This window comes from Citrobacter sp. wls708 (genome assembly GCF_005281255.1).
Classification (GTDB): Bacteria; Pseudomonadota; Gammaproteobacteria; order Enterobacterales; family Enterobacteriaceae; genus Citrobacter; species Citrobacter werkmanii.
The window spans coordinates 440035-463424 of sequence record NZ_SZXE01000043.1; the positions used below are offsets into that span (position 1 = coordinate 440035).

At 51.2% G+C, this 23390-nt stretch carries 26 protein-coding genes and 1 other annotated feature; of the genes, 13 read left to right on the forward strand and 13 right to left on the reverse strand.

Going from position 1 to position 23390, the window contains the following annotated elements; all coding sequences use genetic code 11:
* Positions 1–55: 55 nt before the first annotated feature.
* Together ratA and FDW97_RS23255 are read left to right on the forward strand one after the other, a co-directional pair.
* Entirely contained in the window at positions 56–499 is a 444-nt protein-coding gene (gene ratA / locus FDW97_RS23250) for a type II toxin-antitoxin system toxin RatA (RefSeq protein ID WP_038642770.1), read from the forward strand.
* Positions 483–779: an RnfH family protein gene (locus FDW97_RS23255; protein WP_038642768.1), complete on the forward strand. Its 297-nt coding sequence runs from the start codon at positions 483–485 to the stop codon at positions 777–779. Before ratA ends, FDW97_RS23255 begins: the two co-directional genes overlap by 17 nt.
* 50 nt (positions 780–829) lie before the next feature.
* On the opposite strand, the gene bamE is transcribed toward FDW97_RS23255, so the two are convergent.
* From bamE to nadK, 3 genes are all read right to left on the reverse strand, one after another.
* Positions 830–1174, reverse strand: a complete 345-nt coding sequence (bamE, locus tag FDW97_RS23260; RefSeq protein ID WP_003826401.1) for an outer membrane protein assembly factor BamE — start codon at positions 1172–1174, stop codon at positions 830–832.
* A gap of 149 nt (positions 1175–1323) precedes the next feature.
* A complete protein-coding gene (recN, locus tag FDW97_RS23265; protein WP_137347947.1) occupies positions 1324–2985 on the reverse strand; it encodes a DNA repair protein RecN in 1662 nt (553 codons plus the stop codon).
* A gap of 85 nt (positions 2986–3070) precedes the next feature.
* The gene (nadK, locus tag FDW97_RS23270; protein ID WP_137351684.1) at positions 3071–3949 is read right to left on the reverse strand and encodes an NAD(+) kinase; all 879 of its coding nucleotides are present in this window, start codon (positions 3947–3949) and stop codon (positions 3071–3073) included.
* Between the two features lie 122 nt (positions 3950–4071).
* Between nadK and grpE the strand changes: the two genes are divergently transcribed.
* Positions 4072–4665 carry a nucleotide exchange factor GrpE gene (grpE, locus tag FDW97_RS23275; protein ID WP_038642760.1) on the forward strand — a complete coding sequence of 198 codons (594 nt, stop codon included), beginning with the start codon at positions 4072–4074 and terminating at the stop codon, positions 4663–4665.
* Between the two features lie 49 nt (positions 4666–4714).
* On the opposite strand, the gene FDW97_RS23280 is transcribed toward grpE, so the two are convergent.
* Together FDW97_RS23280 and FDW97_RS23285 are read right to left on the reverse strand one after the other, a co-directional pair.
* Positions 4715–6004 carry an HlyC/CorC family transporter gene (locus FDW97_RS23280; protein WP_038642758.1) on the reverse strand — a complete coding sequence of 430 codons (1290 nt, stop codon included), beginning with the start codon at positions 6002–6004 and terminating at the stop codon, positions 4715–4717.
* Positions 6005–6022: 18 nt separating this feature from the next.
* Entirely contained in the window at positions 6023–6814 is a 792-nt protein-coding gene (locus FDW97_RS23285) for an inner membrane protein YpjD (RefSeq protein WP_042313291.1), read from the reverse strand.
* A 166-nt stretch (positions 6815–6980) separates the two neighbouring features.
* On the opposite strand from FDW97_RS23285, the gene ffh reads away from it, so the two are divergent.
* From ffh to rplS, 5 genes are all read left to right on the forward strand, one after another.
* The gene (gene ffh / locus FDW97_RS23290; protein ID WP_006687321.1) at positions 6981–8342 is read left to right on the forward strand and encodes a signal recognition particle protein; all 1362 of its coding nucleotides are present in this window, start codon (positions 6981–6983) and stop codon (positions 8340–8342) included.
* 251 nt (positions 8343–8593) lie between these two features.
* Entirely contained in the window at positions 8594–8842 is a 249-nt protein-coding gene (gene rpsP / locus FDW97_RS23295) for a 30S ribosomal protein S16 (protein ID WP_003031228.1), read from the forward strand.
* Between the two features lie 18 nt (positions 8843–8860).
* On the forward strand, positions 8861–9409 hold the full coding sequence (gene rimM, locus FDW97_RS23300; protein WP_003031230.1) for a ribosome maturation factor RimM: 549 nt from the start codon (positions 8861–8863) through the stop codon (positions 9407–9409).
* A gap of 44 nt (positions 9410–9453) precedes the next feature.
* A complete protein-coding gene (gene trmD, locus FDW97_RS23305; RefSeq protein ID WP_003031232.1) occupies positions 9454–10221 on the forward strand; it encodes a tRNA (guanosine(37)-N1)-methyltransferase TrmD in 768 nt (255 codons plus the stop codon).
* Positions 10222–10260: 39 nt separating this feature from the next.
* Positions 10261–10608, forward strand: coding sequence for a 50S ribosomal protein L19 (rplS, locus tag FDW97_RS23310; RefSeq protein ID WP_006687325.1), 348 nt, complete (start codon positions 10261–10263; stop codon positions 10606–10608).
* Positions 10609–10746: 138 nt separating this feature from the next.
* Here the strand turns inward: rplS and FDW97_RS23315 are convergent, their stop codons facing one another.
* The 4 genes from FDW97_RS23315 to FDW97_RS23330 all read right to left on the reverse strand — a co-directional run bounded on the left by FDW97_RS23315 (position 10747) and on the right by FDW97_RS23330 (position 13509).
* Complete coding sequence (locus FDW97_RS23315; RefSeq protein WP_038642755.1) at positions 10747–11229, reverse strand: OmpA family protein; 483 nt, start codon at positions 11227–11229, stop codon at positions 10747–10749.
* A gap of 12 nt (positions 11230–11241) precedes the next feature.
* Positions 11242–12465 carry a diguanylate cyclase DgcN gene (dgcN, locus tag FDW97_RS23320; RefSeq protein ID WP_038642753.1) on the reverse strand — a complete coding sequence of 408 codons (1224 nt, stop codon included), beginning with the start codon at positions 12463–12465 and terminating at the stop codon, positions 11242–11244.
* On the reverse strand, positions 12458–12976 hold the full coding sequence (locus FDW97_RS23325; protein WP_038642751.1) for a YfiR family protein: 519 nt from the start codon (positions 12974–12976) through the stop codon (positions 12458–12460). Before FDW97_RS23325 ends, dgcN begins: the two co-directional genes overlap by 8 nt.
* A gap of 158 nt (positions 12977–13134) precedes the next feature.
* Positions 13135–13509, reverse strand: coding sequence for a DUF2799 domain-containing protein (locus FDW97_RS23330; protein WP_137351685.1), 375 nt, complete (start codon positions 13507–13509; stop codon positions 13135–13137).
* A gap of 215 nt (positions 13510–13724) precedes the next feature.
* Between FDW97_RS23330 and aroF the strand changes: the two genes are divergently transcribed.
* The gene (gene aroF / locus FDW97_RS23335; protein WP_042313300.1) at positions 13725–14795 is read left to right on the forward strand and encodes a 3-deoxy-7-phosphoheptulonate synthase AroF; all 1071 of its coding nucleotides are present in this window, start codon (positions 13725–13727) and stop codon (positions 14793–14795) included.
* Positions 14796–14805: 10 nt separating this feature from the next.
* A complete protein-coding gene (gene tyrA / locus FDW97_RS23340; RefSeq protein ID WP_038642745.1) occupies positions 14806–15927 on the forward strand; it encodes a bifunctional chorismate mutase/prephenate dehydrogenase in 1122 nt (373 codons plus the stop codon).
* A 42-nt stretch (positions 15928–15969) separates the two neighbouring features.
* On the opposite strand, the gene pheA is transcribed toward tyrA, so the two are convergent.
* From pheA to bamD, 4 genes are all read right to left on the reverse strand, one after another.
* On the reverse strand, positions 15970–17130 hold the full coding sequence (gene pheA / locus FDW97_RS23345; RefSeq protein ID WP_121529415.1) for a bifunctional chorismate mutase/prephenate dehydratase: 1161 nt from the start codon (positions 17128–17130) through the stop codon (positions 15970–15972).
* 22 nt (positions 17131–17152) lie between these two features.
* Positions 17153–17278: a sequence feature (Phe leader region), on the reverse strand.
* Positions 17230–17277: a pheA operon leader peptide PheL gene (gene pheL / locus FDW97_RS23350; RefSeq protein WP_121530024.1), complete on the reverse strand. Its 48-nt coding sequence runs from the start codon at positions 17275–17277 to the stop codon at positions 17230–17232. (Overlaps the previous feature by 48 nt.)
* Before the next feature lie 102 nt (positions 17279–17380).
* On the reverse strand, positions 17381–17719 hold the full coding sequence (gene raiA, locus FDW97_RS23355) for a ribosome-associated translation inhibitor RaiA (protein WP_003031244.1): 339 nt from the start codon (positions 17717–17719) through the stop codon (positions 17381–17383).
* 248 nt (positions 17720–17967) lie between these two features.
* Positions 17968–18705 carry an outer membrane protein assembly factor BamD gene (gene bamD, locus FDW97_RS23360; RefSeq protein WP_005130417.1) on the reverse strand — a complete coding sequence of 246 codons (738 nt, stop codon included), beginning with the start codon at positions 18703–18705 and terminating at the stop codon, positions 17968–17970.
* A gap of 131 nt (positions 18706–18836) precedes the next feature.
* Between bamD and rluD the strand changes: the two genes are divergently transcribed.
* From rluD to clpB, 3 genes are all read left to right on the forward strand, one after another.
* The gene (rluD, locus tag FDW97_RS23365) at positions 18837–19817 is read left to right on the forward strand and encodes a 23S rRNA pseudouridine(1911/1915/1917) synthase RluD (RefSeq protein WP_038642740.1); all 981 of its coding nucleotides are present in this window, start codon (positions 18837–18839) and stop codon (positions 19815–19817) included.
* The gene (yfiH, locus tag FDW97_RS23370; RefSeq protein ID WP_137351686.1) at positions 19814–20545 is read left to right on the forward strand and encodes a purine nucleoside phosphorylase YfiH; all 732 of its coding nucleotides are present in this window, start codon (positions 19814–19816) and stop codon (positions 20543–20545) included. The genes rluD and yfiH overlap by 4 nt, the downstream gene beginning before the upstream one ends.
* Before the next feature lie 129 nt (positions 20546–20674).
* Positions 20675–23248, forward strand: a complete 2574-nt coding sequence (gene clpB, locus FDW97_RS23375) for an ATP-dependent chaperone ClpB (RefSeq protein ID WP_038642736.1) — start codon at positions 20675–20677, stop codon at positions 23246–23248.
* The last annotated feature ends 142 nt before the right edge of the window (positions 23249–23390 follow it).

Sequence of the window (23390 nt, forward strand, 5' to 3'; positions counted from 1 at the left end):
TTTTAGCGAGTGATAAATGGTATTATTTGTGTGATTGATATTGATGGAAATTGTTATGCCTCAGATTAGCCGGACCGCTTTAGTACCTTACAGTGCGGAGCAGATGTATCAGTTAGTGAATGATGTTAAATCCTATCCCCAGTTTTTACCGGGGTGCACCGGTAGCCGCGTACTGGAGTCGACTCCGGGACAAATGACGGCCGCAGTGGATGTCTCCAAAGCAGGGATTAGCAAAACGTTCACCACGCGTAACCAACTGACCAGTAACCAGAGCATCCTGATGCATCTGGTCGATGGACCGTTTAAAAAACTGATTGGCGGCTGGAAGTTTACGCCGTTAAGCCAGGACGCGTGTCGCATTGAGTTTCATCTCGATTTCGAGTTCACGAATAAACTCATCGAGCTGGCGTTTGGCCGCATCTTTAAAGAGCTGGCTTCGAATATGGTGCAGGCTTTCACGGTTCGCGCGAAAGAGGTTTACAGTGTCAGCGTCGGCTAAAATTGTCGTTGAAGTGGCATATGCGCTGCCCGAAAAACAGTATTTACAGCGCGTAACGCTGCAGCAGGGCGCAACGGTGGAAGAGGCTATCCGCGCTTCCGGGCTGCTGGAATTGCGTAATGATATCGATCTCAGCAAAAATAAAGTGGGCATCTACAGCCGTCCGGTAAAGCTTGCGGATGTTCTGCATGACGGCGATCGGGTGGAAATTTATCGGCCGCTGATTGCCGATCCCAAAGAGCTGCGCAGGCAGCGAGCAGAGAAATCCGCTAAAAAATAACAGATAATAAAAAAGGTGCTCATTGAGCACCTTTTTTTGATCTCTCAAACCTACTTGTTGTCGGTCAGGGCAGGTTTGTTATCAATGTTGGTCAATACGCCGCTGCTGTTAAAGGTCAGCGTCAGCGTTTGCTGAGTTACGCCTTCATGTCCAGGTTGCTGACGGAACACATAGAACCAGGTGTTTGTGCCAAAAGGATCGGACATCATCGGGGTACCCAGAGCATAAGCAACCTGCTGTTGCGTCATGCCTGTACGCACTTTGGCGACATCGGTCGGTGTCAGATAATTTCCCTGGTTGATGTCAGGGCGGTAAACCACTCGCTCCAGAGTGGAACAGCCTGCAGTCAACATCAGTAGTACTGCTGCAGCAGCAGTCAGCGTTTTACAGCGCATAGTGATTTGATTCCTTTTCGGGCCCGAGCAGTACGCGGCTCATATGTAATATGCCGATGATAATAGACCTTTCACCACTTTAAAACCTTTTGCTGTCGGGTCGATCGGCGATTTTATGTTGAACTCAGACCTTCACAAGGGAAAAAAGTTTATGCCGCCAGCAGTTCTTTTGCGTTTGCGAGGGTGTTGCGCGTGACTTCGCTTCCGCCAAGTAAGCGGGCTAACTCCTGCAGACGCGCGCGTTTATCAAGCGGCTGCATGTGTGTTTCCGTCATTGCGCCGTCAGTTTCCTTGCTGACATAGAAATGTTGATGACCACAACCAGCAACCTGCGGCAGGTGAGTTACGCACATAACCTGGGTTGATTCCCCCAACTGACGCAGCATTTTGCCCACGACCGCAGCCGTCGGACCGCTGATGCCGACATCAACCTCATCGAAAATCAGCGCTGGGGTTTCCATTTTACGTGCGGTAATAACCTGAATAGCCAGAGCGATGCGCGACAGCTCGCCGCCAGAAGCAACTTTCGCGATCGGCTGTAACGGCTGACCCGGGTTAGTGGTAACTTTAAACTCCACGCGATCGGCACCGTCCGCGCTCAGATGGTGCTCATCAAATTTTACATCAATGCAAAAGAGACCATGCGGCATCGAAAGGGTATGCATACTCTCGGTAATGAATTGTCCCAGTTCCTCAGCATAATGCTGGCGCTGTTGGTGCAACCTTTTTGCTGTTTCCAGCGCCTGCTGGTGGTGATTGTTCACCGCCAGGGTTAAGGTTTCGAGCGAGTCGGCCTGATCGTCAAGTTGCTGTTGCTCATCTAACAAAGACTGATAGAACTGCGGCAACGCTTCCGGGGAGACGTGATGTTTACGTGCCAACGAGATTTGCTTTGAAATACGCTGCTCAAGTTCGAACAAACGGTTAGGGTCTAAATCCAGACGATCGCAATAGTGGCGCAGTTCATCGCTGGCTTCACTGAGCTGAATGGTTGCCTCTTCCAGCATATCCAGGATACCGGAAAGTTTGCCGTCCATGCCTGCGAGTTCAGTGACCAGGTGCTTTGCAGTGTACAATTGGCTCTGCAGATTGATGTCTTCGCCATCCGCGAGGATAGCCAGCGCCTGCTGGCTGGTGGTGAGCAATTGCCCGCTGTTAGCCAGACGCTTGTACTCTTCATCAATTTGCTCAAACTCGCCCGGCTGCGGGTTGAATTCGTTCAATTCTTTTAGCTGATATTGCAACAGTTCCGCCCGTGCTGCGCGTTCCTGACTTTGTTGCTGATGATGCGCCAGATCGCGGCAGCTTTGGTGCCATAGCTGATAGCGCGCGGTCATTTCCTGGGTCAGGGATGCTTCATTGGCGTAACCATCAAGCAGGAATTTTTGGTGTTCGGATTTCGTCAGAAGCTGGTGCGCGTGCTGGCCGTGGATTTGAATCAGCAGCTGGCCCAGCTCACGAAGCTGTGACAGCGGAACGGCGGTACCGTTAATAAAGCCACGGGAGCGGCCGTCGCTGCTGATCACGCGACGCAGCAAGCACTCACGGCCATCTTCAAGCTGGTTCTCTTCCAGCCAGCGCAGAGCTGCTGGGGTGTCTTTTAAGGCGAAACGGGCGCAGAGGTCGGCTCGCGCAGCGCCTGCGCGCACCATGTCAGCGTCTGCGCGCCCGCCCAGGCACAAACCGAGAGCATCAATGGCAATGGACTTACCCGCACCTGTCTCACCGGTGATGACGGTCATGCCGTTCTGGAAATCGATCTCAAGTTCACGAACGATAGCAAAATTGCTGATGGTCAGTTGTGCCAACATAGCTGTTTTCCTGTATGAAAAACCATAACTGTAATTACATACAGTATAAACTGGTTTTTTATACAGTAAAGAGGTTGGCGTTAAATTAGAATAATTTTTTTGACCAGCCCAGTTTTGTACTTAATGTATTGAAATAGCTGTAATCTTTTGGATGTATCAGGTTCAGATGATAATCACAGCGGCGGATCAATACGTCTTCCCCTTCCTGTATCGGCAGGGCGATTTGGCTGTCGCAGCTGATCTCCAGATCGCTACGGCGATGCGAGAAACGTAGACGAATGGTGCTGCTGCTATTGATTACCAACGGACGCGCAGAAAGCGTATGCGGGAACATCGGTACCAGCGTAATAGCATCCAGAGAAGGCGTCAGAATTGGGCCTCCGGCAGAGAGCGAGTAGGCGGTAGAGCCGGTAGGCGTGGAGATAATTAGCCCGTCGGAACGCTGAGAGAAGGCAAAGATTTCATCGATATACACTTCGAACTCAATCATGTGCGCCACTTTTCCTGGATGCAGTACCACTTCGTTGATTGCGGTGCTGATGCGCTTCTGGCAATCCTGCTGGCATACCTGGGCTTCGAGTAAAAAGCGTTTTTCGCTGATGTAGTGGCCTTCCAGCACGTCGGCTAATTGTTGGTGGGCATTGTCTGGATCGAGGTCGGTGAGGAAACCGAGGTTACCACGGTTAATGCCGATAACCTTGATGTCATAACGTGCCAGGGTGCGCGCAGCGCCCAGCATATTGCCGTCGCCACCGACGACTACGGCGAGGTCTGCCTGGTGGCCAATCTCCGCGAGCGTACCGGTTTTCACATTTTTCAGCTGTAGCTCGTGAGCGATTTGTTGCTCCACGATAACCTCATAACCTTTGGTGCACAGCCAACGGTAGAGCATTTCATGTGTTGTCAGTGCAGTGGGGTGACGTGGATGCCCCACAATGCCAATACACTTGAAATGATTGTTCATTTTCTCGAGGTCCTTGTAACGAAGATTAGTGACAATGTGAGTACTTCCCTTGAAACCCTGAATCTTATCCCCATAATAATCCAGGTTAGCGAGATGAATGCGAAAAAAACGCGGAGAAATTCATGAGTAGTAAAGAACAGAAAACGCCTGAGGGGCAAGCCCCGGAAGAAATTATCATGGATCAGCACGAAGAAGTTGAGGCGGTTGAACCAGACGCTTCTGCTGAGCAGGTGGATCCGCGCGATGAAAAAATTGCGAATCTGGAAGCTCAGCTTGCTGAGGCCGAAACTCGCGAGCGCGACAGTGTGTTGCGTATCAAAGCGGAAATGGAAAACCTGCGTCGTCGTACCGAACTGGACGTAGAAAAAGCGCATAAATTTGCGCTGGAAAAATTCGTCAACGAGCTGCTGCCGGTGCTGGACAGTCTGGATCGTGCGCTGGAAGTGGCGGACAAAGACAATGATGCGATGGCGCCGATGATTGAAGGTATTGAGCTGACGCGTAAGTCAATGCTGGATGTGGTGGCGAAGTTTGGTGTGCAGGTGGTTGCGGATATCGATGTGCCGATGGACCCGAACGTGCATCAGGCCATTGCAATGGTAGAGTCTGACGATGTTGCTGCCGGTAATGTGCTGATGGTCATGCAGAAAGGCTATACCCTGAACGGACGTACCATCCGTGCGGCGATGGTCTCCGTGGCGAAAGCCAAAGGCTAATCAGCCTCGGGCCGGGTAATGCTGATGCGCTACCCGGTCCGGACTCCTCTCACTGGTCCGATACGCTCTCGCGCAGCGGTGTAACCGGCAACACCTGTACCTGTTTGATCATATTGTCCTGCACGTCGAGAATATCGATATCGTACTGCCCAATACGCACTCGCGTGCCGGCAACCGGGATCTCTTCCAGCGCTTCAAGAATAATACCGTTCACGGTACGTGCGTCATCCTCCGGCAGGTGCCAGTTAAACGCCTTATTGATTTCACGAACGTTGGCGCTGCCGTCAATGATCACTGAGCCATCATTCTGCGGCGTCACCTCTTCGGCAAGCGTCGGTGACATTGACGTGGTGAAATCGCCGACAATCTCTTCCAGAATATCTTCGACCGTGACCAGCCCCTGAATATCGCCATATTCATTGACCACCAGACCCACTTTCTTCTTATTGCGCTGAAATTTAATGAGCTGGGTGCTGAGGGGCGTACCTTCCGGGACGTAATAAATTTCGTCAGCCGCGCGTAACATGGTCTCTTTGGTGAACTCTTTTTTCTCCGCCATTAATCGCCAGGCTTCGCGTACGCGCAGCATACTGATGGCATCGTCGAGTGAGTCGCGGTACAGCACAATACGACCGTGGGGGGAGTGCGAAAGCTGGCGCACGATTGATTTCCAGTCGTCGTTAATATCAATGCCGATGATTTCACTGCGCGGCACCATGATGTCATCGACGCTGACTTTTTCCAGATCCAGCACGGACAGCAGCATATCCTGATTACGACGTGAGATTTGGGAGCGTGATTCATTCACCAGCGTTCGCAGTTCATCTTTACTCAGCGAACCGCTCACCACGATATCCGTTTTGATACCCATCATGCGCATCAGCAGACGGGTGATGGTATTAAGCAACCAGACCAGCGGCATCATGATGATTTGCAGGGGGGCCAGCAAAAAACTGCTCGGGTAGGCGACTTTTTCTGGATACAGCGCGGCAATGGTCTTTGGCAGTACTTCGGCAAAAACCAGCACCACAAACGTTAGCACCCCGGTGGCGATGGCGACGCCGGCATCGCCATACAGGCGCATACCGACAATCGTGCCAAGCGCGGAGGCCAGAATATTCACCAGGTTATTCCCGATCAGTACCAGGCTTATCAGGCGATCCGGCTTGCGAAGTAACTTTTCAACGCGTTTTGCCTGACGATTACCCTGCTTGGCCCGATGCCGCAGACGATAGCGATTCAGAGTCATCATTCCGGTTTCAGAACCGGAAAAATAGGCGGAAATGACCACCATGATGAGAAGCGTGACAATGAGCGTGGTGGTGGAGATGTGTTCCACGTAGGGTTCCTTAAAGATTTAACTCACGAACTGCTGCAGTATACGGCTGCCAAAATAGGCCAGCGTCAGAATGACTGCGCCTGCGACGTTAAACCATACGACGCGACGTCCGCGCCAGCCTTCATGGTAATGCCCCCACAACAGAACGATATAGACAAACCATGCCACGATAGAAAGAACGGCTTTATCAATATTTTCAGTACTGAACAGGTTATGCATGTAAAACAGGCCAGTACACAGAGTGAGCGTCAGCAGAACCACGCCGATCTGGGTGATATGAAACATTTTCCGCTCAATGCTCATCAGTGGCGGCATTTCATTACTGAACGCCAGTTTTTTGTTTTTCAATTGATAATCGATCCAGGCCAGCTGTAGTGCATACAGCGCGGCGATAATCAGCGTGGCGTAAGCAAACAGCGATAGCCCGATGTGAATCATCATGCCCGGTGTCGCTTCGAGATGGGTGATGAACTCGTTAGGCATAAACGTCGCGAAGGCGAGGTTGATCAGAGCAAAGGCGTAGACAATGGGCAGTAATAGCCAGCCACGGTTGCGTGAAGCGACGATAGTCATTACCGTGCAGATCATCAGGCTAACCAGCGAGCCAACGTTCAACAGGCTCAGGTTTTGTCCGCTTTCACCGCCGGGCAGGATACGCGCTTCCAGGGCGATAGCATGGCTTACCAGCGCGACGACCGCAGAAAGAATAGCCATACGCCGCCAGCCGCTGTTTTTTTGCAGCAGAGCGGGAATAATCAGCGCGAGGCTGACTGAGTAGGCGACAAGGGCGAGCAGAGCAAAAACGGGCATATTAGGTGTCGACAGTTGGCCAGTGATAAAGAAAAGCAGTATAGCGTTACGTGACCGCTGCTCCAACCGTTGCATAACAACAAAGGCGGCTTCATGTTATACTGCGACAAATTTCTGTTGATGTGTCGCTGTCGCGACCGACCGTTTCCACCCCAGGCGAGAGACAATGTTTGATAATTTAACCGATCGTTTGTCGCGCACGCTGCGCAATATCAGTGGCCGTGGACGCCTTACTGAAGACAACGTTAAAGAGACGCTGCGCGAAGTGCGCATGGCGCTGCTGGAGGCTGACGTAGCGCTGCCGGTAGTGCGTGAGTTTATCAATCGCGTAAAAGAGAAAGCGGTTGGTCATGAAGTTAACAAAAGCCTGACGCCGGGTCAGGAATTCGTCAAGATTGTCCGTAACGAGCTGGTTGCGGCAATGGGCGAAGAAAACCAGACCCTGAATCTGGCTGCTCAGCCGCCTGCCGTCGTGCTGATGGCGGGCTTGCAGGGGGCAGGTAAAACCACCAGCGTGGGTAAGCTGGGGAAATTCCTGCGTGAGAAGCACAAGAAGAAAGTGCTGGTGGTCTCCGCGGACGTTTATCGCCCGGCGGCGATTAAACAGCTGGAAACGCTGGCCGAGCAGGTTGGTGTGGACTTCTTCCCGTCGGATGTCGGTCAAAAACCGGTCGATATCGTCAACGCCGCGCTGAAAGAAGCCAAACTCAAATTCTACGACGTGCTGCTGGTGGATACCGCCGGTCGTCTGCACGTTGACGAAGCGATGATGGACGAAATCAAACAGGTCCACGCTTCTATCAAGCCGGTAGAAACGCTGTTTGTCGTCGATGCGATGACCGGTCAGGATGCCGCCAATACCGCAAAAGCCTTTAACGAAGCGCTGCCATTAACCGGCGTGGTGCTGACCAAAGTTGATGGTGATGCTCGTGGCGGTGCGGCGCTTTCTATTCGTCATATCACCGGCAAGCCGATTAAATTCCTCGGTGTCGGCGAGAAAACCGAAGCGCTGGAGCCGTTCCACCCGGATCGTATTGCTTCACGTATTCTCGGCATGGGCGACGTGCTGTCGCTGATCGAAGATATCGAAAGCAAAGTTGACCGCGCGCAGGCAGAGAAATTAGCCAGCAAGCTGAAAAAAGGCGACGGCTTCGATCTCAACGATTTCCTTGAGCAGCTCAAGCAGATGAAAAACATGGGCGGTATGGCAAGCCTGATGGGCAAACTGCCGGGTATGGGTCAGATCCCTGACAATGTGAAATCGCAGATGGACGATAAAGTGCTGGTGCGTATGGAAGCCATCATCAACTCGATGACGATGAAAGAACGCGCTAAGCCGGAAATCATCAAAGGTTCCCGTAAACGCCGTATTGCTACCGGCTGCGGTATGCAGGTACAGGACGTTAACCGCCTTCTGAAACAGTTCGACGACATGCAGCGCATGATGAAGAAAATGAAGAAAGGCGGGATGGCGAAGATGATGCGGAGTATGAAGGGGATGATGCCGCCAGGCTTCCCGGGTAGATAAATATATCGGGCTACCTTATTTGCCATTTTGACGCCGGAGTGTGCTCGAAATGCTCACGTACTGCGTGTACGCTCCGCTTTCTGCGCGCACGCCGACGCCAAACTGGCTGCAACGGTCACGCCCTGGAATCAAGCTTCATCACATGTTGATTGCTTTTTTCCCAGAAATCAGTAAAATTTTCGGGCTTTTAATATGACACCGGGTCCCTTCCCTCGATGGGGCCCGGTGTTTTATTCACACAAGAGGATGTTATGGTTACTATTCGTTTAGCTCGTCACGGCGCTAAAAAGCGTCCGTTCTACCAGGTTGTTGTCACCGACAGCCGTAATGCACGCAACGGTCGCTTCATCGAGCGCGTTGGCTTCTTTAACCCAATCGCTAGCGAAAAAGAAGAAGGCACTCGCCTGGATCTGGATCGCATCGCTCACTGGGTTGGCCAGGGCGCGACTATTTCTGATCGCGTAGCTACGCTGATCAAAGCAGCAAACAAAGCAGCTTAATCTGTCACGGTGGTCATGATGAGCAAGCAACTCGCCGCGCAGGCTCCTGTGGAACCCATCGTTTTGGGGAAAATGGGGTCTTCTTACGGTATTCGTGGTTGGCTCAGAGTGTTTTCTTCCACTGAAGACGCCGAAAGCATTTTTGACTATCAGCCCTGGTTTATCCAGAAGGCGGGTCAGTGGCAGCAAGTACAGCTGGAAAGCTGGAAGCACCACAATCAGGATCTGATCATCAAGCTGAAAGGCGTTGACGATCGTGATTCGGCGAATCTACTGACCAATTGCGAAATTGTCGTGGATTCCTCGCAGTTGCCAGCGCTGGAAGATGGTTCCTACTACTGGAAAGACCTTATGGGCTGCCAGGTAGTGACCACTGAAGGCTACGATCTCGGTAAAGTCGTCGATATGATGGAAACCGGTTCGAATGACGTCATCGTCATCAAGGCAAACCTGAAAGATGCGTTTGGTATCAAGGAACGTCTTGTACCGTTCCTCGATGGGCAGGTTATCAAGAAAGTCGATCTCGCTACTCGTACTATCGAAGTAGATTGGGATCCTGGTTTTTAAACCACCGGATAAACGGTAAAAGTCGGCGTTATGGGGATTGGCTTGTGTTTATAGGTATCGTTAGCCTGTTTCCTGAAATGTTCCGCGCAATTACCGATTACGGGGTAACTGGCCGGGCAGTAAAAAATGGCCTGCTGAACATCCAGAGCTGGAGTCCTCGAGACTTTACTCATGACCGGCACCGTACCGTGGACGATCGTCCTTACGGCGGCGGACCGGGGATGTTAATGATGGTGCAACCCTTACGGGACGCCATTCATGCAGCAAAAGCTGCGGCTGGTGAAGGCGCAAAGGTGATTTATCTGTCACCTCAGGGACGCAAGCTTGATCAAGCGGGCGTCAGCGAACTGGCCACGAATCAAAAGCTGATTCTGGTGTGTGGTCGCTATGAAGGTATTGATGAGCGCGTGATTCAAACCGAAATTGATGAAGAATGGTCAATCGGCGATTACGTCCTCAGCGGTGGTGAGTTACCGGCAATGACGCTGATCGATTCCGTTTCCCGGTTTATTCCGGGGGTTCTGGGTCATGAAGCATCAGCAATCGAAGATTCGTTTGCTGACGGGTTGCTGGACTGTCCACACTATACCCGACCTGAAGTGTTAGAGCAGATGGAAGTACCGGCAGTATTACTGTCGGGGAACCACGCTGAGATACGTCGCTGGCGTTTGAAACAGTCGCTGGGCCGGACCTGGCTTAGAAGACCTGAACTTCTGGAAAACCTGGCTCTGACTGAAGAGCAAGCAAGGTTGCTGGCGGAGTTCAAAAAGGAACACGCACAACAGCAACATAAACATGATGGGCAGGCGTAAGCCCCCAATATCAGTTTACCCAGGATAAGAGATTAAATTATGAGCAACATTATTAAGCAACTTGAACAAGAACAGATGAAGCAGGACGTACCTTCCTTCCGTCCGGGTGATACCGTGGAAGTGAAAGTATGGGTTGTTGAAGGTTCCAAAAAACGTCTGCAGGCATTTGAGGGCGTGGTTATCGCTATTCGTAGCCGCGGTCTGCACTCTGCATTCACTGTTCGTAAAATTTCCAACGGCGAAGGCGTTGAGCGTGTCTTCCAGACTCACTCTCCGGTAGTTGACAGCATTGCTGTTAAACGTCGTGGTGCTGTTCGTAAAGCTAAACTGTACTACCTGCGTGAGCGCACTGGTAAGTCTGCTCGTATCAAAGAGCGTCTTAACTAAGATTCGCGCAAGCGACATCCTGTTAGAAAAGGGCTGGCCGAAAGGCTGGCCCTTTTTTTATCGCGATATTTACTGACGGGAACAGACTGACTGCCGGGAGACTTTACATACTCTCTGGATACAGTCAGCCGGGGATGATTACGGTGTGGCGATGACGACCGCGACACGGCGGTTTTCAGCACGACCTTTAGAGGTCTGGTTACTGGCGATAGGGTATTTCTTCCCGAGTCCCTGGGTGGTCAGATTGGTACGGGGAATATTAGCGCCTTGTGCCCAGGCATCGGCCACGACATTCGCGCGTTTGAGCGACAGAGCCTCGTTGTAGCTGTCTTCGCCGTAGTTATCCGTATGACCATCCAGACGAGCATGGTTTAGCCCGGTAGCAGCCAGTTTGGATGCCATTTCCTGAATCTGCTTTTCACTTTCCGGACGTAGCTTATAGTCGTTTTTATCAAACAGGATATTGTCAGACAGGCCAAGAGACCAGTCTCCTGAAACTTCGCTAAATCCGTACGATTTCATAGCTGCAATTTGCTCTGGGGTAAATTTTCCCTGAGGTGCCTGACAGCCTGCCACGATCAGTAAAAGCAGAAAAAACGGTGAAAATAGACGTTTTAACATGTGTGTAATTCCTTATTTAATAATGCGTTCAGAACGCAAATGTTTGGCCTGATACATATTTTGATCGGCAAGTTCTTGTAATTTCTCGGCAGAGGCATGTTCCCACGTCAGCGCAAAGCCAATGCTGAGTGTCATGCTTGCCAGATGACCATTGTGCAGGTCAAAAGGTCGGTTAAACGCTTGTGACAGTGCGGCACAGATACGCTGAACTTCGTATTCTGAGTGAACGCTATACAGCACCATGGCAAACTCATCGCCGCCAAGCCTGTAGGGGTGATGTCGATCACCTCCAAACTCGGACAGCCTTTTTGCAACTTCAATCAGAACACGGTCGCCCGCTGCGTGGCCCCAGGTATCGTTAATAAATTTAAAATTATCACCATCAAGGAATAGCAATGCAGAACTGCTGCGGGCAGCATCGTCGTTCATCAGGGCGTTAATGCTGCTGCGAAATGCGGCGCGATTTGCCAGTCCTGTCAGAGGATCATGTAACGCGGTACGCAAAAGCTGAGCGTTCTTTGCCTGCAACCGAAGTTGCCATTCCTCCATCTCGTCCAGCAGGCTATTAAAATCCTGGGCAAAAAGATGAAATTCTTCGATACGTTCTTCTGAAACACGTCGTGAAAAGTTACGGTTGGTACGGACATCATGTACCACCTCGGTGATATTTTGCAGGGCTTCTACTACGCCATTGTGCAAATAGCGAGTGAGCATTAATGCTATGCCTGATGCCAGCAGAATGCATCCGGTAAGAACGGCCAGCGACAGATAAATGAAATGGCTGATCACGCTATCGCGGGCAGTCAGGCGCACTTCACCAATAACATTGCCATTATGCAAAATGGGCTGTGTGACCGGTTGTGGAAACAACCAGTGGCTGATCAAACCGCTGATCTTTTCAGTGGTGTCCTGCGCGTCATAGCGCCAGGTGGCGATCACGTTCTGATTTTTATTACGCACTTCCGCTACGGAAAACTGCCCTTGTTGCCCTAGCGCCGCCAGAGTTTCTGTTGCCGCAACACTGTCAGAAAAGACTAATGCAGCTTCAAGTGTACGAGTCATCGTGGCTGCGGTCAGGTCCAGGTTCTTTTGCGCATACTGTCTTAATGCCAGCACGGAGGAAATGCTAAGCAGTAGCCAGATCAACGTCATGGTGACCAGGACGCTGATTATGCTGATACGCCGTAATGTCCGCTTAAACGTCGGGCGTGTTATGGGAGAATGGCCCTTATCCATGCTTTTTATTCCGTGCAAGCATCAATACGTCTGGACTGACCCTTACGCCACTGCGTGAAAGGGAATCCATATTTACGGAAAATCTCACATCTTCATCTTTAATTATGAGGCAAAAGGCACTGCCAATAACGCATTCGGGATTCTGTTCAGCGATTAATAACAGTGCCTTTGTCGGATATTTATTCTTTAATTCCACCTGATAACCAGGGGATTCTTTTCCAAAATAAAAACCATCACACTGCGAAACTAATATTTCTTGTTCCGTACGAATGATGACGGGAAGATAGGGTAAAGCACCAGTACTGGTATCTCCCAGTACACTGGAAAAACGCGATGAAGAGAAAATACACAGTTTTGGTGGCCCGGAAAGTGCAGGCCAGTGTGTATAACTGACGATGCCGGAAACCATCGCGCGTACAGATTTTGCTTCTTCCGTAACGCTCTGGGCGTACAGCGGTAATCCGGTCAGGAGCAGTGCCAGTAGAAGTATGAGTCGGTAAGAATAGCTCATGAATAGTTACCTACCAGCGGTTGCCGTAAAGCGTCGAAATACACTCAAGATTGTTTGAGACAAAATAACATTATTTTCCTAAGTCGTCATTATTCCGGGTATAAAGCTATGGATAATTTAAGTTAAATCTTATGTGCATATAAAATATAAGTTATTGTTTAATTTAATCTTATAGCGGCATTACCTTCGTTTGCCCCTTTTTGCCAGGCGTTGTGTAACTGGTCAACATTTTCGACAGTATCGCAACTTGGGGGAAAGGTTTTCCCGGCCAGACCCCTGGCGTAAACAAAATCCTGCTGGCAGGTTTTACGTTGTCCCTCGGCGTAACCCTTAAGATATTCCGTACGATCGACTTCTGGATCATTGTAATTGTCGGCAAGAATTTCATTATCTTTAACCGCATAGCCTGAAATGGCATCGCGTATCCCGGCATCGTACCAGTCGGTGCCAGTCCAGGTAGGGGCGTGAGTATAGGGGGCTATCTGACATCCGCTAAGAAGTAGTATTAATAAGGTGCTGATGAGTTGCTTCATTGCCTGTGCTCCCGCGTTTTTTTAAGCATAGTGGATCTGATATCAGGATGGTGTAAATTTAAATATACACTCAGATAGGCTTTATTTAGTGACTAATAGAGCGCTGTAAATTAAAATTTACGGATTATGGATTGAAATCTTTACCTGTTGTGATATCGTTATTTCCTCCTCGCTGAGGATCAACTATCGCAAACGAGCTAAACAGGATCACCATCATGCAAAAAGACGCGCTGAACAACGTACATATTACCGACGAACAGGTTCTGATGACTCCGGAACAGCTGAAAGCTGAATTTCCGCTGAGCCAGGCACAAGAGGCGCAAATCGCCCAGTCGCGTAAAACCATTTCAGATATTATCTCCGGTCGCGATCCGCGTCTGCTGGTGGTATGTGGTCCGTGCTCCATTCACGATCCTGAAATGGCAATTGAGTACGCTCGTCGATTTAAAGCCCTTGCCGCAGAGGTCAGCGATAACCTCTACCTGGTGATGCGCGTCTATTTTGAAAAACCCCGTACTACCGTTGGTTGGAAAGGGTTAATTAACGATCCTCATATGGATGGCTCTTTTGATGTTGAAGCTGGACTGAAAATTGCGCGTCAACTGCTGCTTGAACTGGTAAATATGGGACTCCCGCTGGCAACTGAAGCCCTGGATCCTAATAGCCCACAATACCTGGGCGATCTGTTTAGCTGGTCGGCAATCGGTGCGCGTACCACGGAATCACAGACTCACCGTGAAATGGCTTCTGGTCTTTCGATGCCGGTTGGCTTTAAGAACGGCACTGACGGTAGCCTGGCAACCGCGATCAACGCCATGCGTGCCGCGGCGCAGTCACACCGTTTTGTCGGTATTAACCAGGCAGGGCAGGTAGCGCTGCTGCAAACTCAGGGCAATCCGGACGGTCATGTGATCCTGCGTGGCGGCAAAGCGCCGAACTACAGCCCGGCAGATGTTGCCCAGTGCGAAAAAGAGATGGAACAGGCGGGACTAAGACCTTCCCTGATGGTAGATTGCAGTCATGGTAACTCCAATAAAGATTACCGCCGTCAGCCTGCCGTGGCTGAATCCGTGATTGCGCAAATCAAAGATGGCAATCGCTCGATCATTGGTTTGATGATTGAAAGTAATATTCATGAAGGCAACCAGTCTTCCGAACAGCCGCGCAGCGCAATGAAATACGGCGTGTCCGTAACTGATGCATGCATTAGCTGGGAAATGACGGATGCGCTACTGCGTGAAATTAGCCAGGATTTAAACGGCCAGCTGTCGGCGCGTGTAGCATAAGAGGTTGGTTATGGTTGCTGAATTGACCGCATTACGCGATCAAATTGATGAAGTCGACAAGGCGCTGCTGGATTTGCTGGCACGCCGCCTGGAGCTGGTTGCCGAAGTCGGTGAAGTAAAAAGCCGCTTTGGGCTGCCGATTTACGTGCCGGAGCGGGAGGCCTCTATGTTGGCTTCACGCCGCGCGGAAGCGGAAGCCCTTGGCGTACCGCCGGATCTGATTGAAGATGTGCTGCGCCGGGTTATGCGCGAGTCCTACTCCAGTGAAAATGACAAAGGATTTAAAACGCTTTGTCCTTCCCTACGACCGGTAGTGATCGTCGGCGGCGGTGGTCAGATGGGGCGTCTTTTCGAAAAAATGCTCACTCTGTCAGGTTATCAGGTGCGGATCCTGGAACAGCAGGACTGGGATCGCGCGTCGGAGATCGTCTCTGATGCAGGCATGGTGATCGTCAGCGTGCCGATCCACGTCACCGAGCAGGTGATCGCTAAATTACCGCGTCTGCCGTCTGACTGTATCCTGGTCGATTTGGCATCGGTGAAAAATGGTCCTTTACAGGCGATGCTGGCAGCGCACGATGGTCCGGTGGTGGGGTTACATCCCATGTTTGGTCCGGACAGCGGCAGTCTGGCAAAACAGGTGGTTGTCTGGTGTGATGGACGTCAGCCGGAAGCCTATCAGTGGTTCCTGGAACAGATTCAGGTCTGGGGCGCGCGGCTGCATCGGATCAGCGCCGTTGAACACGACCAGAATATGGCGTTTATTCAGGCCTTGCGTCACTTTGCGACCTTCGCCTATGGTCTGCACCTGGCGGAAGAAAACGTGCAACTGGAACAATTGCTGGCGCTCTCTTCGCCGATTTATCGCCTTGAACTGGCGATGGTTGGACGCCTGTTTGCCCAGGATCCGCAGCTGTATGCCGATATCATTATGTCGTCTGAGAGCAACCTTGCGCTGATCAAACGCTACTATCAACGTTTTGGTGAGGCGATTGGTTTACTGGAGCAGGGCGATAAGCAAGCGTTTATCGACAGCTTCCGTAAGGTGGAGCACTGGTTTGGCGATTATGCGAAACGCTTCCAGAGCGAAAGCCGTACTTTGTTGCGCCAGGCGAATGACAGCCGTCCTTAACTAAGATGCCGGATAAGCTTAGCGCCATCCGGCATTGTCACGTTAACTCGGATCGACCGGCACCACGTTCTCACTCGGGTAACATCCCAGCACCTTCATCGAACGCGTAATCTCCCCCAATTCCTTTAACGCCTTTTGCATTTGGGGGGATTCCAGATTCGCCTGGATATCAAGATAAAACATCTCTTCCCATGGATTGCCGTGAATCGGACGTGATTCCAGCTTGGTCATAATCAGATTATGGTTTCGCAGTACCAGCAATGCCTCAACCAGGGCGCCTGCCTGCTGGCCTGTCGCCATCAGCAGCGTGGTTTTCGCCGGAACCTGGTCGGAAACGTTGATTGCCTTGCGCGCCAGCACCACGAAGCGGGTGATGTTTTGCGACTGATTGGCCTCAATGTGCTCAAGAACTTGCAGACCATACAGTACGCCTCCGGCCTCGCTGCCCAGCGCCGCTACGCGCGGAGAGTTAGCCTGTGCAACTTTTTCCATCGCCGCAGAGGTGCTTTCGGTGTACTCAATCTTCCAGTGCGGATAACGGCTCAGAAATTTGCTGCACTGCTGGAACGGTTGCGGATGGCTGTATACCGTATCAATAGTTTCGAGATCGGTTGTGCCGGACACCAGTACGCAGTGGTCAATGGTTATGGTCATCTCGCCAACAATTGACAGGCTGGTGTGCTGCAGCAGATCGTAAACGTCGTTAATTCCGCCGGAGCTGGTGTTTTCAATCGGAACGACCGCGTAGTCTGCTTGCCCGGTTTCGACCTGATTAAAGATATCGGCAAATTTCGCGCAGCCGCTTTCAATAAATTGTTCAAAATGGCGTGCAGCATACTGACGTGCGGCGAGGTGAGAATATGATCCTTTTGGCCCAAGAAAGGCCACGCGCGCGGAATGGGGGTTAATTTTGTTCAGATGTTGCTGGAGCAGTGCCTGCTGCGTCAGGACGGAGTCTTCGATAATCAGTTGGAACAGGCGGGTGATATAGTGCGCGTCGAGATGATGCGCTTTGCCAAGCTGAATCAGCCGGTCTAACAGATCGCGTTCGCGGTCGATATCACGTACCGGACGATGTGAAAGCAGTTTAGCTTTACCGACTTCTACGGCCAGCCCACGCCGTTCAGCCAGCAGGGCCAGTAATTTTTCATCCAGCGAACTGATTTTATCGCGCAGCGCCAGCAATGGGTTTTCCGATGTCATAGTGTTGCCTTTCTTGTTATCAATAAAAAAGGCCCCCCATTGTGGGAGGCCTTATTGTTCGTCTTCGCATTCTTTATCACACGACGAAACGCCTCCCATTCAGGGGAAGGTAAAAAAGAATGCGAAGAAGAACGGGGCAAGTTTCATGTAATTTTCCTTTGGCTACGTCAGTAAAGTACCCGTACTGTTTTCACCCTGTCAACAAAAAACGCGCCCGAAGGCGCGTTGGCGATACACTCAATGTAAGGGACTACTCTTCTTCTGCTTCGACGAAGTTGGCGTCTTTGACTGAAGTTGTTGCACGACGGGCTTCGCCTTTGTGCTGCACTTTATTGAGCTGCCGTTCCAGCTTGTTGATCAAATCGTTAATTGCGGTGTACATATCCTCGTGTTTTGCGCTGGCGACCAGATGTCCGTTCGGTGTATTGATGGTGGCATCAGCAATGAAACCCTGTGGCTCCTTAGACAGAATGATATGTGGATTAATCAGATGAGTTTGCCATTTTTCAAGTTTGGCGAGACGGTCTGCGACATGCTGGCGAATTGCCGGAGTAATTTCCATTTGTTTACTGGTAATGTTCATTGTCATAAATTTTACCTCTTGTCTTTCCCGTCTTGGTGATTCCAGCATACCGTTCCTAAAGTCAAAATGTGTGATTTAAATCACATTATTTTGTCGCTTTTTGTCAAGAAAACCTTTTTGTGAGGCACCGCAGGAACAAGCGATTTTTTACTTGAGGAATAGCAGAAAGCAGGCCATATTTGATAAGATGCGTTGGAGCTAAACCGCTTCAGTTATGGCGTAAACGGATAAAAAAACGGCAGCCCTTAGGTAAATCAGGTGTTACTGCTGTTGGCGGCAATGATTTTCGCTACTTTTTCTGCCTGAGCATTCATTTGCATCTGGCGATAAGCGTTTTCCATTAACGGCAGAGCATCACGCGTTGCCTGGGTATCCGGGTAGTCGCGCAGCATGCCTTCCACACGGTTTACCACCGCCACCCATGCGCCACGGGCAGTGTAATATTCCGCAACGGAGTATTCATACTTCGCCAGACGATCTTTCAGGAACACCAGACGTTTAGTGGCGTCAGTGGTGTACTGGCTGTTCGGATAGCCACGTACCAGTTTGGAAAAGTCATTAAACGCAGCTCGGGCATGTTGTGGATCGCGATCGCTGCGATCAACCCCAAAGAATCCTTGCAGTGCGCTATCATCCAACGCCATATTGGTCAGGCCACGCATATACATGACATAATCAATGTTAGGGTGTGTCGGATTAAGACGGATAAAACGATCGATGGCAGCCTGAGCAAGTGGCAGATCGGCGTTTTTGTAGTAGGCGTAGATGAGATCTAATTGCACCTGCTGAGAATACGGTCCAAATGGATAACGGTTATCCAACGCTTCCAATTGCGTTATTGCCTGTTTCCAGTTACCGTCCTGCAGCTTTTGCTGAGCAGTCGCGTAGATTTCATTTGGCGGATTATCGGGCACCTCTTCCTTTGAACCAGAGCAACCCGCCAAAAACAGGCTCAACGTGGCTGCTGCCACCAGATATTTCATGCGCGTCATGACGTTTTGACTTTCCTCAAAATGTTTTACGGGAGATTCTCTGTTCCTGCTCCCGGTTAAGACCAGCTACAATAGCACACTATATTAAACGGCAAAGCCGTAAAACCCAACGTTAAACAAAGAAGCAGTTTATGGCACAACGAGTAGAACTCACCGCAACAGTCTCCGAAAATCAGCTCGGTCAACGCTTAGATCAGGCTTTGGCCGAATTGTTCCCTGATTATTCGCGATCGCGCATAAAAGAATGGATCCTCGACCAGCGCGTGCTGGTAAATGGCAATCTTTGCGATAAACCGAAAGAAAAAGTGTTGGGTGGAGAGCAGGTCTCCATCAATGCAGAAATTGACGAAGAGGTTCGTTTTGAGCCTCAGGATATCCCGCTGGATATCGTGTATGAAGATGACGATATTCTTGTTATCAACAAACCGCGTGACCTCGTGGTGCATCCGGGCGCAGGCAATCCTGATGGCACGGTATTGAATGCGTTGCTGCATTACTACCCGCCAATTGCGGATGTTCCTCGCGCGGGTATCGTCCATCGTCTGGACAAAGACACGACCGGATTAATGGTGGTGGCAAAAACCGTTCCGGCGCAGACGCGTCTGGTGGAGTCATTACAGCTGCGTGAAATTACCCGTGAGTACGAAGCCGTGGCGATTGGTCATATGACAGCGGGCGGAACCGTTGAAGAGCCGATTAGCCGTCACCCGACCAAGCGTACACACATGGCGGTACACCCGATGGGTAAACCGGCGGTGACGCACTATCGTATTATGGAACACTTCCGTGTGCACACGCGTCTGCGGTTGCGTCTGGAAACCGGACGTACGCACCAGATCCGCGTGCACATGGCGCATATCACCCATCCGCTGGTGGGCGATCCGGTCTACGGTGGTCGTCCGCGTCCACCAAAAGGCGCTTCTGACGAATTTATTTCCGTATTGCGTAAGTTCGACCGTCAGGCGCTGCACGCGACCATGCTGCGTCTGTATCACCCGATTTCCGGTATCGAAATGGAGTGGCATGCGCCAATTCCGCAAGATATGGTGGAACTGATTGAAGTGATGCGCGCTGATTTCGAAGAACATAAGGATGATATTGCCTGGTTATGAGTAAGCTAATTGTCCCGCAGTGGCCGCTACCGCAAGGTGTTGCGGCATGTAGTTCTACCCGTATTGGCGGTATCAGTATGCCGCCTTATGATTCGCTGAATCTGGGCGCCCATTGCGGCGATAACCCGGAGCATGTCGAAGAGAACCGCAAACGACTGTTTGCTGCGGGCAATCTGCCTTCAAAGCCAGTCTGGCTGGAACAGGTCCACGGTAAGGAGGTCCTGAAACTGACGGGCGAGCCGTACTCCTCCAAACGTGCGGATGCGTCATACAGCAATACGCCAGGCACCGTGTGTGCGGTGATGACGGCGGACTGTCTGCCCGTACTATTTTGTAATCGTGCAGGTACGGAAGTCGCGGCGGCCCATGCAGGTTGGCGCGGATTATGCGCCGGTGTGCTGGAAGAGACGGTGGCGTGTTTTGCCGACAAACCTGAAAACATTATTGCCTGGCTAGGCCCGGCGATTGGCCCGAACGCGTTTGAAGTGGGGGCAGAAGTCCGCGCAGCGTTCATGGCGCATGATCCGCAGGCGGACCTCGCATTTGTACCGCGCGCAGACAAATATCTGGCGGATATCTACCAGCTTGCGCGCCAGCGTCTGGCAAATGTCGGCGTGACGCACCTCTACGGCGGTGACCGGTGCACCTTCAGCGAAAGTGAGACTTTCTTCTCTTATCGTCGCGACAATACCACGGGTCGTATGGCAAGTTTTATTTGGCTGATATAACCTAAAGAATCAAGACGATCCGGTACGTGTAATTTTCTTTTCACATAATTCAGGTCATTCACCTTGAATAATTGAGGGATGACCTCATTTAATCTCCAGTAGCAATTTTGACCTGTTATGGGAGGAGTTATGCGTCTGGATCGTCTTACTAATAAATTCCAGCTTGCTCTTGCCGATGCCCAGTCACTCGCATTGGGGCACGACAATCAATTCATCGAACCACTTCATCTAATGAGCGCCTTGCTGAATCAGGAAGGGGGATCGGTACGTCCTTTATTAACCTCTGCTGGCATTAATGCCGGCCAGTTACGTACAGCCATTGACCAGGCGTTGAGCCGCTTGCCGCAGGTAGAAGGCACCGGCGGTGATGTGCAGCCTTCTCAGGATCTGGTGCGTGTACTGAATCTTTGCGACAAGCTGGCGCAAAAACGTGGGGACAACTTTATTTCGTCAGAACTGTTCGTTCTGGCGGCGCTTGAGTCACGCGGTACGCTGACCGATTTATTAAAATCAGCAGGGGCGACGACCGCCAATATCACTCAGGCAATTGAACAAATGCGTGGAGGTGAAAGCGTGAATGATCAGGGAGCTGAAGACCAACGTCAGGCCTTGAAAAAATATACCGTCGATCTGACCGAACGCGCCGAACAGGGCAAGCTCGATCCGGTTATCGGTCGTGATGAAGAAATTCGCCGCACCATTCAGGTGCTGCAACGTCGTACTAAAAATAACCCGGTGTTGATTGGTGAACCAGGCGTGGGTAAAACCGCCATCGTTGAAGGGCTGGCGCAGCGTATTATCAACGGCGAAGTGCCGGAAGGCTTAAAAGGCCGCCGCGTACTGGCGCTGGATATGGGCGCGCTGGTGGCCGGGGCGAAATATCGTGGCGAGTTTGAAGAACGTTTAAAAGGTGTGCTGAACGATCTCTCTAAACAAGAAGGCAACGTCATTCTGTTTATTGATGAGCTGCATACCATGGTTGGCGCGGGTAAAGCCGATGGCGCCATGGACGCCGGTAATATGCTGAAACCGGCGCTGGCGCGTGGGGAACTGCACTGCGTAGGCGCAACCACGCTCGATGAATATCGTCAGTACATCGAAAAAGATGCGGCGCTGGAACGCCGTTTCCAGAAAGTGTTTGTGGCTGAACCTTCAGTAGAAGACACCATCGCCATTTTGCGTGGTCTGAAAGAACGTTATGAGCTGCACCACCATGTGCAGATCACTGACCCGGCGATTGTGGCGGCAGCGACGCTGTCTCACCGCTATATTGCCGACCGTCAGTTGCCGGATAAAGCCATCGACCTGATCGATGAAGCGGCATCCAGCATTCGTATGCAGATTGACTCCAAGCCGGAAGAACTGGACAGACTCGACCGCCGTATTATCCAGCTCAAACTGGAACAGCAGGCATTAATGAAAGAGTCTGATGAGGCGAGTAAAAAACGTCTTGATATGCTCAACGAAGAACTGGACGACAAAGAGCGCCAGTATTCTGAGTTAGAAGAAGAGTGGAAAGCGGAAAAAGCCTCGCTCTCCGGTACTCAGACGATTAAGGCTGAGCTGGAGCAGGCGAAGATTGCCATTGAGCAGGCGCGTCGTGTGGGCGATCTGGCGCGGATGTCCGAGCTGCAGTACGGTAAAATCCCGGAGCTGGAAAAACAGCTGGAAGCCGCTACCCAGTCGGAAGGTAAAACTATGCGTCTGTTGCGTAACAAAGTGACCGATGCAGAAATTGCTGAAGTGCTGGCGCGTTGGACGGGGATCCCGGTTGCCCGCATGCTGGAAGGCGAACGGGAAAAACTGTTGCGTATGGAGCAGGAGTTGCACAGCCGTGTGATTGGCCAGAACGAAGCGGTTGAAGCGGTATCTAACGCGATTCGCCGTAGCCGTGCTGGGCTGTCTGACCCGAACCGTCCGATTGGTTCATTCCTGTTCCTTGGGCCGACCGGTGTCGGTAAAACTGAACTGTGTAAAGCGCTGGCAAACTTTATGTTCGACAGTGACGATGCAATGGTGCGTATCGATATGTCCGAGTTTATGGAGAAACACTCGGTGTCTCGTCTGGTCGGTGCGCCTCCGGGATATGTCGGCTACGAAGAGGGTGGTTATCTCACTGAAGCAGTGCGCCGTCGTCCTTACTCCGTCATCCTGCTGGATGAAGTGGAGAAAGCGCATCCGGATGTGTTCAACATTCTGTTGCAGGTGCTTGACGATGGTCGTCTGACCGACGGGCAGGGGAGAACGGTCGACTTCCGTAATACGGTGGTCATCATGACTTCGAACCTGGGCTCTGATCTGATCCAGGAACGTTTTGGCGAGCTCGATTACAGCCACATGAAGGATATGGTGCTGGGCGTTGTGAGCCATAACTTCCGTCCGGAATTTATCAACCGTATAGATGAGGTTGTGGTATTCCATCCGTTGGGTGAGCAGCACATTGCTTCTATTGCTCAGATCCAACTGCAGCGTCTGTATAAACGTCTGGAAGAGCGTGGCTATGAAATCCATATCTCTGACGAAGCGCTCAAACTGCTGAGTGCAAATGGTTACGATCCGGTATATGGCGCGCGTCCATTGAAACGCGCTATCCAGCAACAGATCGAAAACCCGCTGGCGCAGCAAATTTTGTCTGGGGAGCTGATTCCTGGCAAAGCCATTCGCCTGGAAGTGAACGACGACCGTATCGTGGCAGTGCAGTAAGTCACAAAACGATAATAAACGAGCCCTGCGGGGCTCGTTTTTGTTTAAAAACCAGGCAAAAATAGAAGGGTTGAGTGAAAAGTAATCGTTTGATAAGTTTTTTGTATTTTTAACTTGTCAGCCTGAAATAACTCCCTATAAT

Excerpts from the sequence above, each read along its gene's own strand:
- ratA (WP_038642770.1), top strand. The coding sequence starts at position 56 with ATGCCTCAGATTAGCCGGACCGCTTTAGTACCTTACAGTGCGGAGCAG.
- bamE (WP_003826401.1), bottom strand. The coding sequence starts at position 1,174 with ATGCGCTGTAAAACGCTGACTGCTGCTGCAGCAGTACTACTGATGTTG.
- recN (WP_137347947.1), bottom strand. The coding sequence starts at position 2,985 with ATGTTGGCACAACTGACCATCAGCAATTTTGCTATCGTTCGTGAACTT.
- nadK (WP_137351684.1), bottom strand. The coding sequence starts at position 3,949 with ATGAACAATCATTTCAAGTGTATTGGCATTGTGGGGCATCCACGTCAC.
- grpE (WP_038642760.1), top strand. The coding sequence starts at position 4,072 with ATGAGTAGTAAAGAACAGAAAACGCCTGAGGGGCAAGCCCCGGAAGAA.
- FDW97_RS23285 (WP_042313291.1), bottom strand. The coding sequence starts at position 6,814 with ATGCCCGTTTTTGCTCTGCTCGCCCTTGTCGCCTACTCAGTCAGCCTC.
- ffh (WP_006687321.1), top strand. The coding sequence starts at position 6,981 with ATGTTTGATAATTTAACCGATCGTTTGTCGCGCACGCTGCGCAATATC.
- rpsP (WP_003031228.1), top strand. The coding sequence starts at position 8,594 with ATGGTTACTATTCGTTTAGCTCGTCACGGCGCTAAAAAGCGTCCGTTC.
- rimM (WP_003031230.1), top strand. The coding sequence starts at position 8,861 with ATGAGCAAGCAACTCGCCGCGCAGGCTCCTGTGGAACCCATCGTTTTG.
- rplS (WP_006687325.1), top strand. The coding sequence starts at position 10,261 with ATGAGCAACATTATTAAGCAACTTGAACAAGAACAGATGAAGCAGGAC.
- FDW97_RS23315 (WP_038642755.1), bottom strand. The coding sequence starts at position 11,229 with ATGTTAAAACGTCTATTTTCACCGTTTTTTCTGCTTTTACTGATCGTG.
- dgcN (WP_038642753.1), bottom strand. The coding sequence starts at position 12,465 with ATGGATAAGGGCCATTCTCCCATAACACGCCCGACGTTTAAGCGGACA.
- FDW97_RS23325 (WP_038642751.1), bottom strand. The coding sequence starts at position 12,976 with ATGAGCTATTCTTACCGACTCATACTTCTACTGGCACTGCTCCTGACC.
- FDW97_RS23330 (WP_137351685.1), bottom strand. The coding sequence starts at position 13,509 with ATGAAGCAACTCATCAGCACCTTATTAATACTACTTCTTAGCGGATGT.
- aroF (WP_042313300.1), top strand. The coding sequence starts at position 13,725 with ATGCAAAAAGACGCGCTGAACAACGTACATATTACCGACGAACAGGTT.
- tyrA (WP_038642745.1), top strand. The coding sequence starts at position 14,806 with ATGGTTGCTGAATTGACCGCATTACGCGATCAAATTGATGAAGTCGAC.
- pheA (WP_121529415.1), bottom strand. The coding sequence starts at position 17,130 with ATGACATCGGAAAACCCATTGCTGGCGCTGCGCGATAAAATCAGTTCG.
- raiA (WP_003031244.1), bottom strand. The coding sequence starts at position 17,719 with ATGACAATGAACATTACCAGTAAACAAATGGAAATTACTCCGGCAATT.
- bamD (WP_005130417.1), bottom strand. The coding sequence starts at position 18,705 with ATGACGCGCATGAAATATCTGGTGGCAGCAGCCACGTTGAGCCTGTTT.
- rluD (WP_038642740.1), top strand. The coding sequence starts at position 18,837 with ATGGCACAACGAGTAGAACTCACCGCAACAGTCTCCGAAAATCAGCTC.
- yfiH (WP_137351686.1), top strand. The coding sequence starts at position 19,814 with ATGAGTAAGCTAATTGTCCCGCAGTGGCCGCTACCGCAAGGTGTTGCG.
- clpB (WP_038642736.1), top strand. The coding sequence starts at position 20,675 with ATGCGTCTGGATCGTCTTACTAATAAATTCCAGCTTGCTCTTGCCGAT.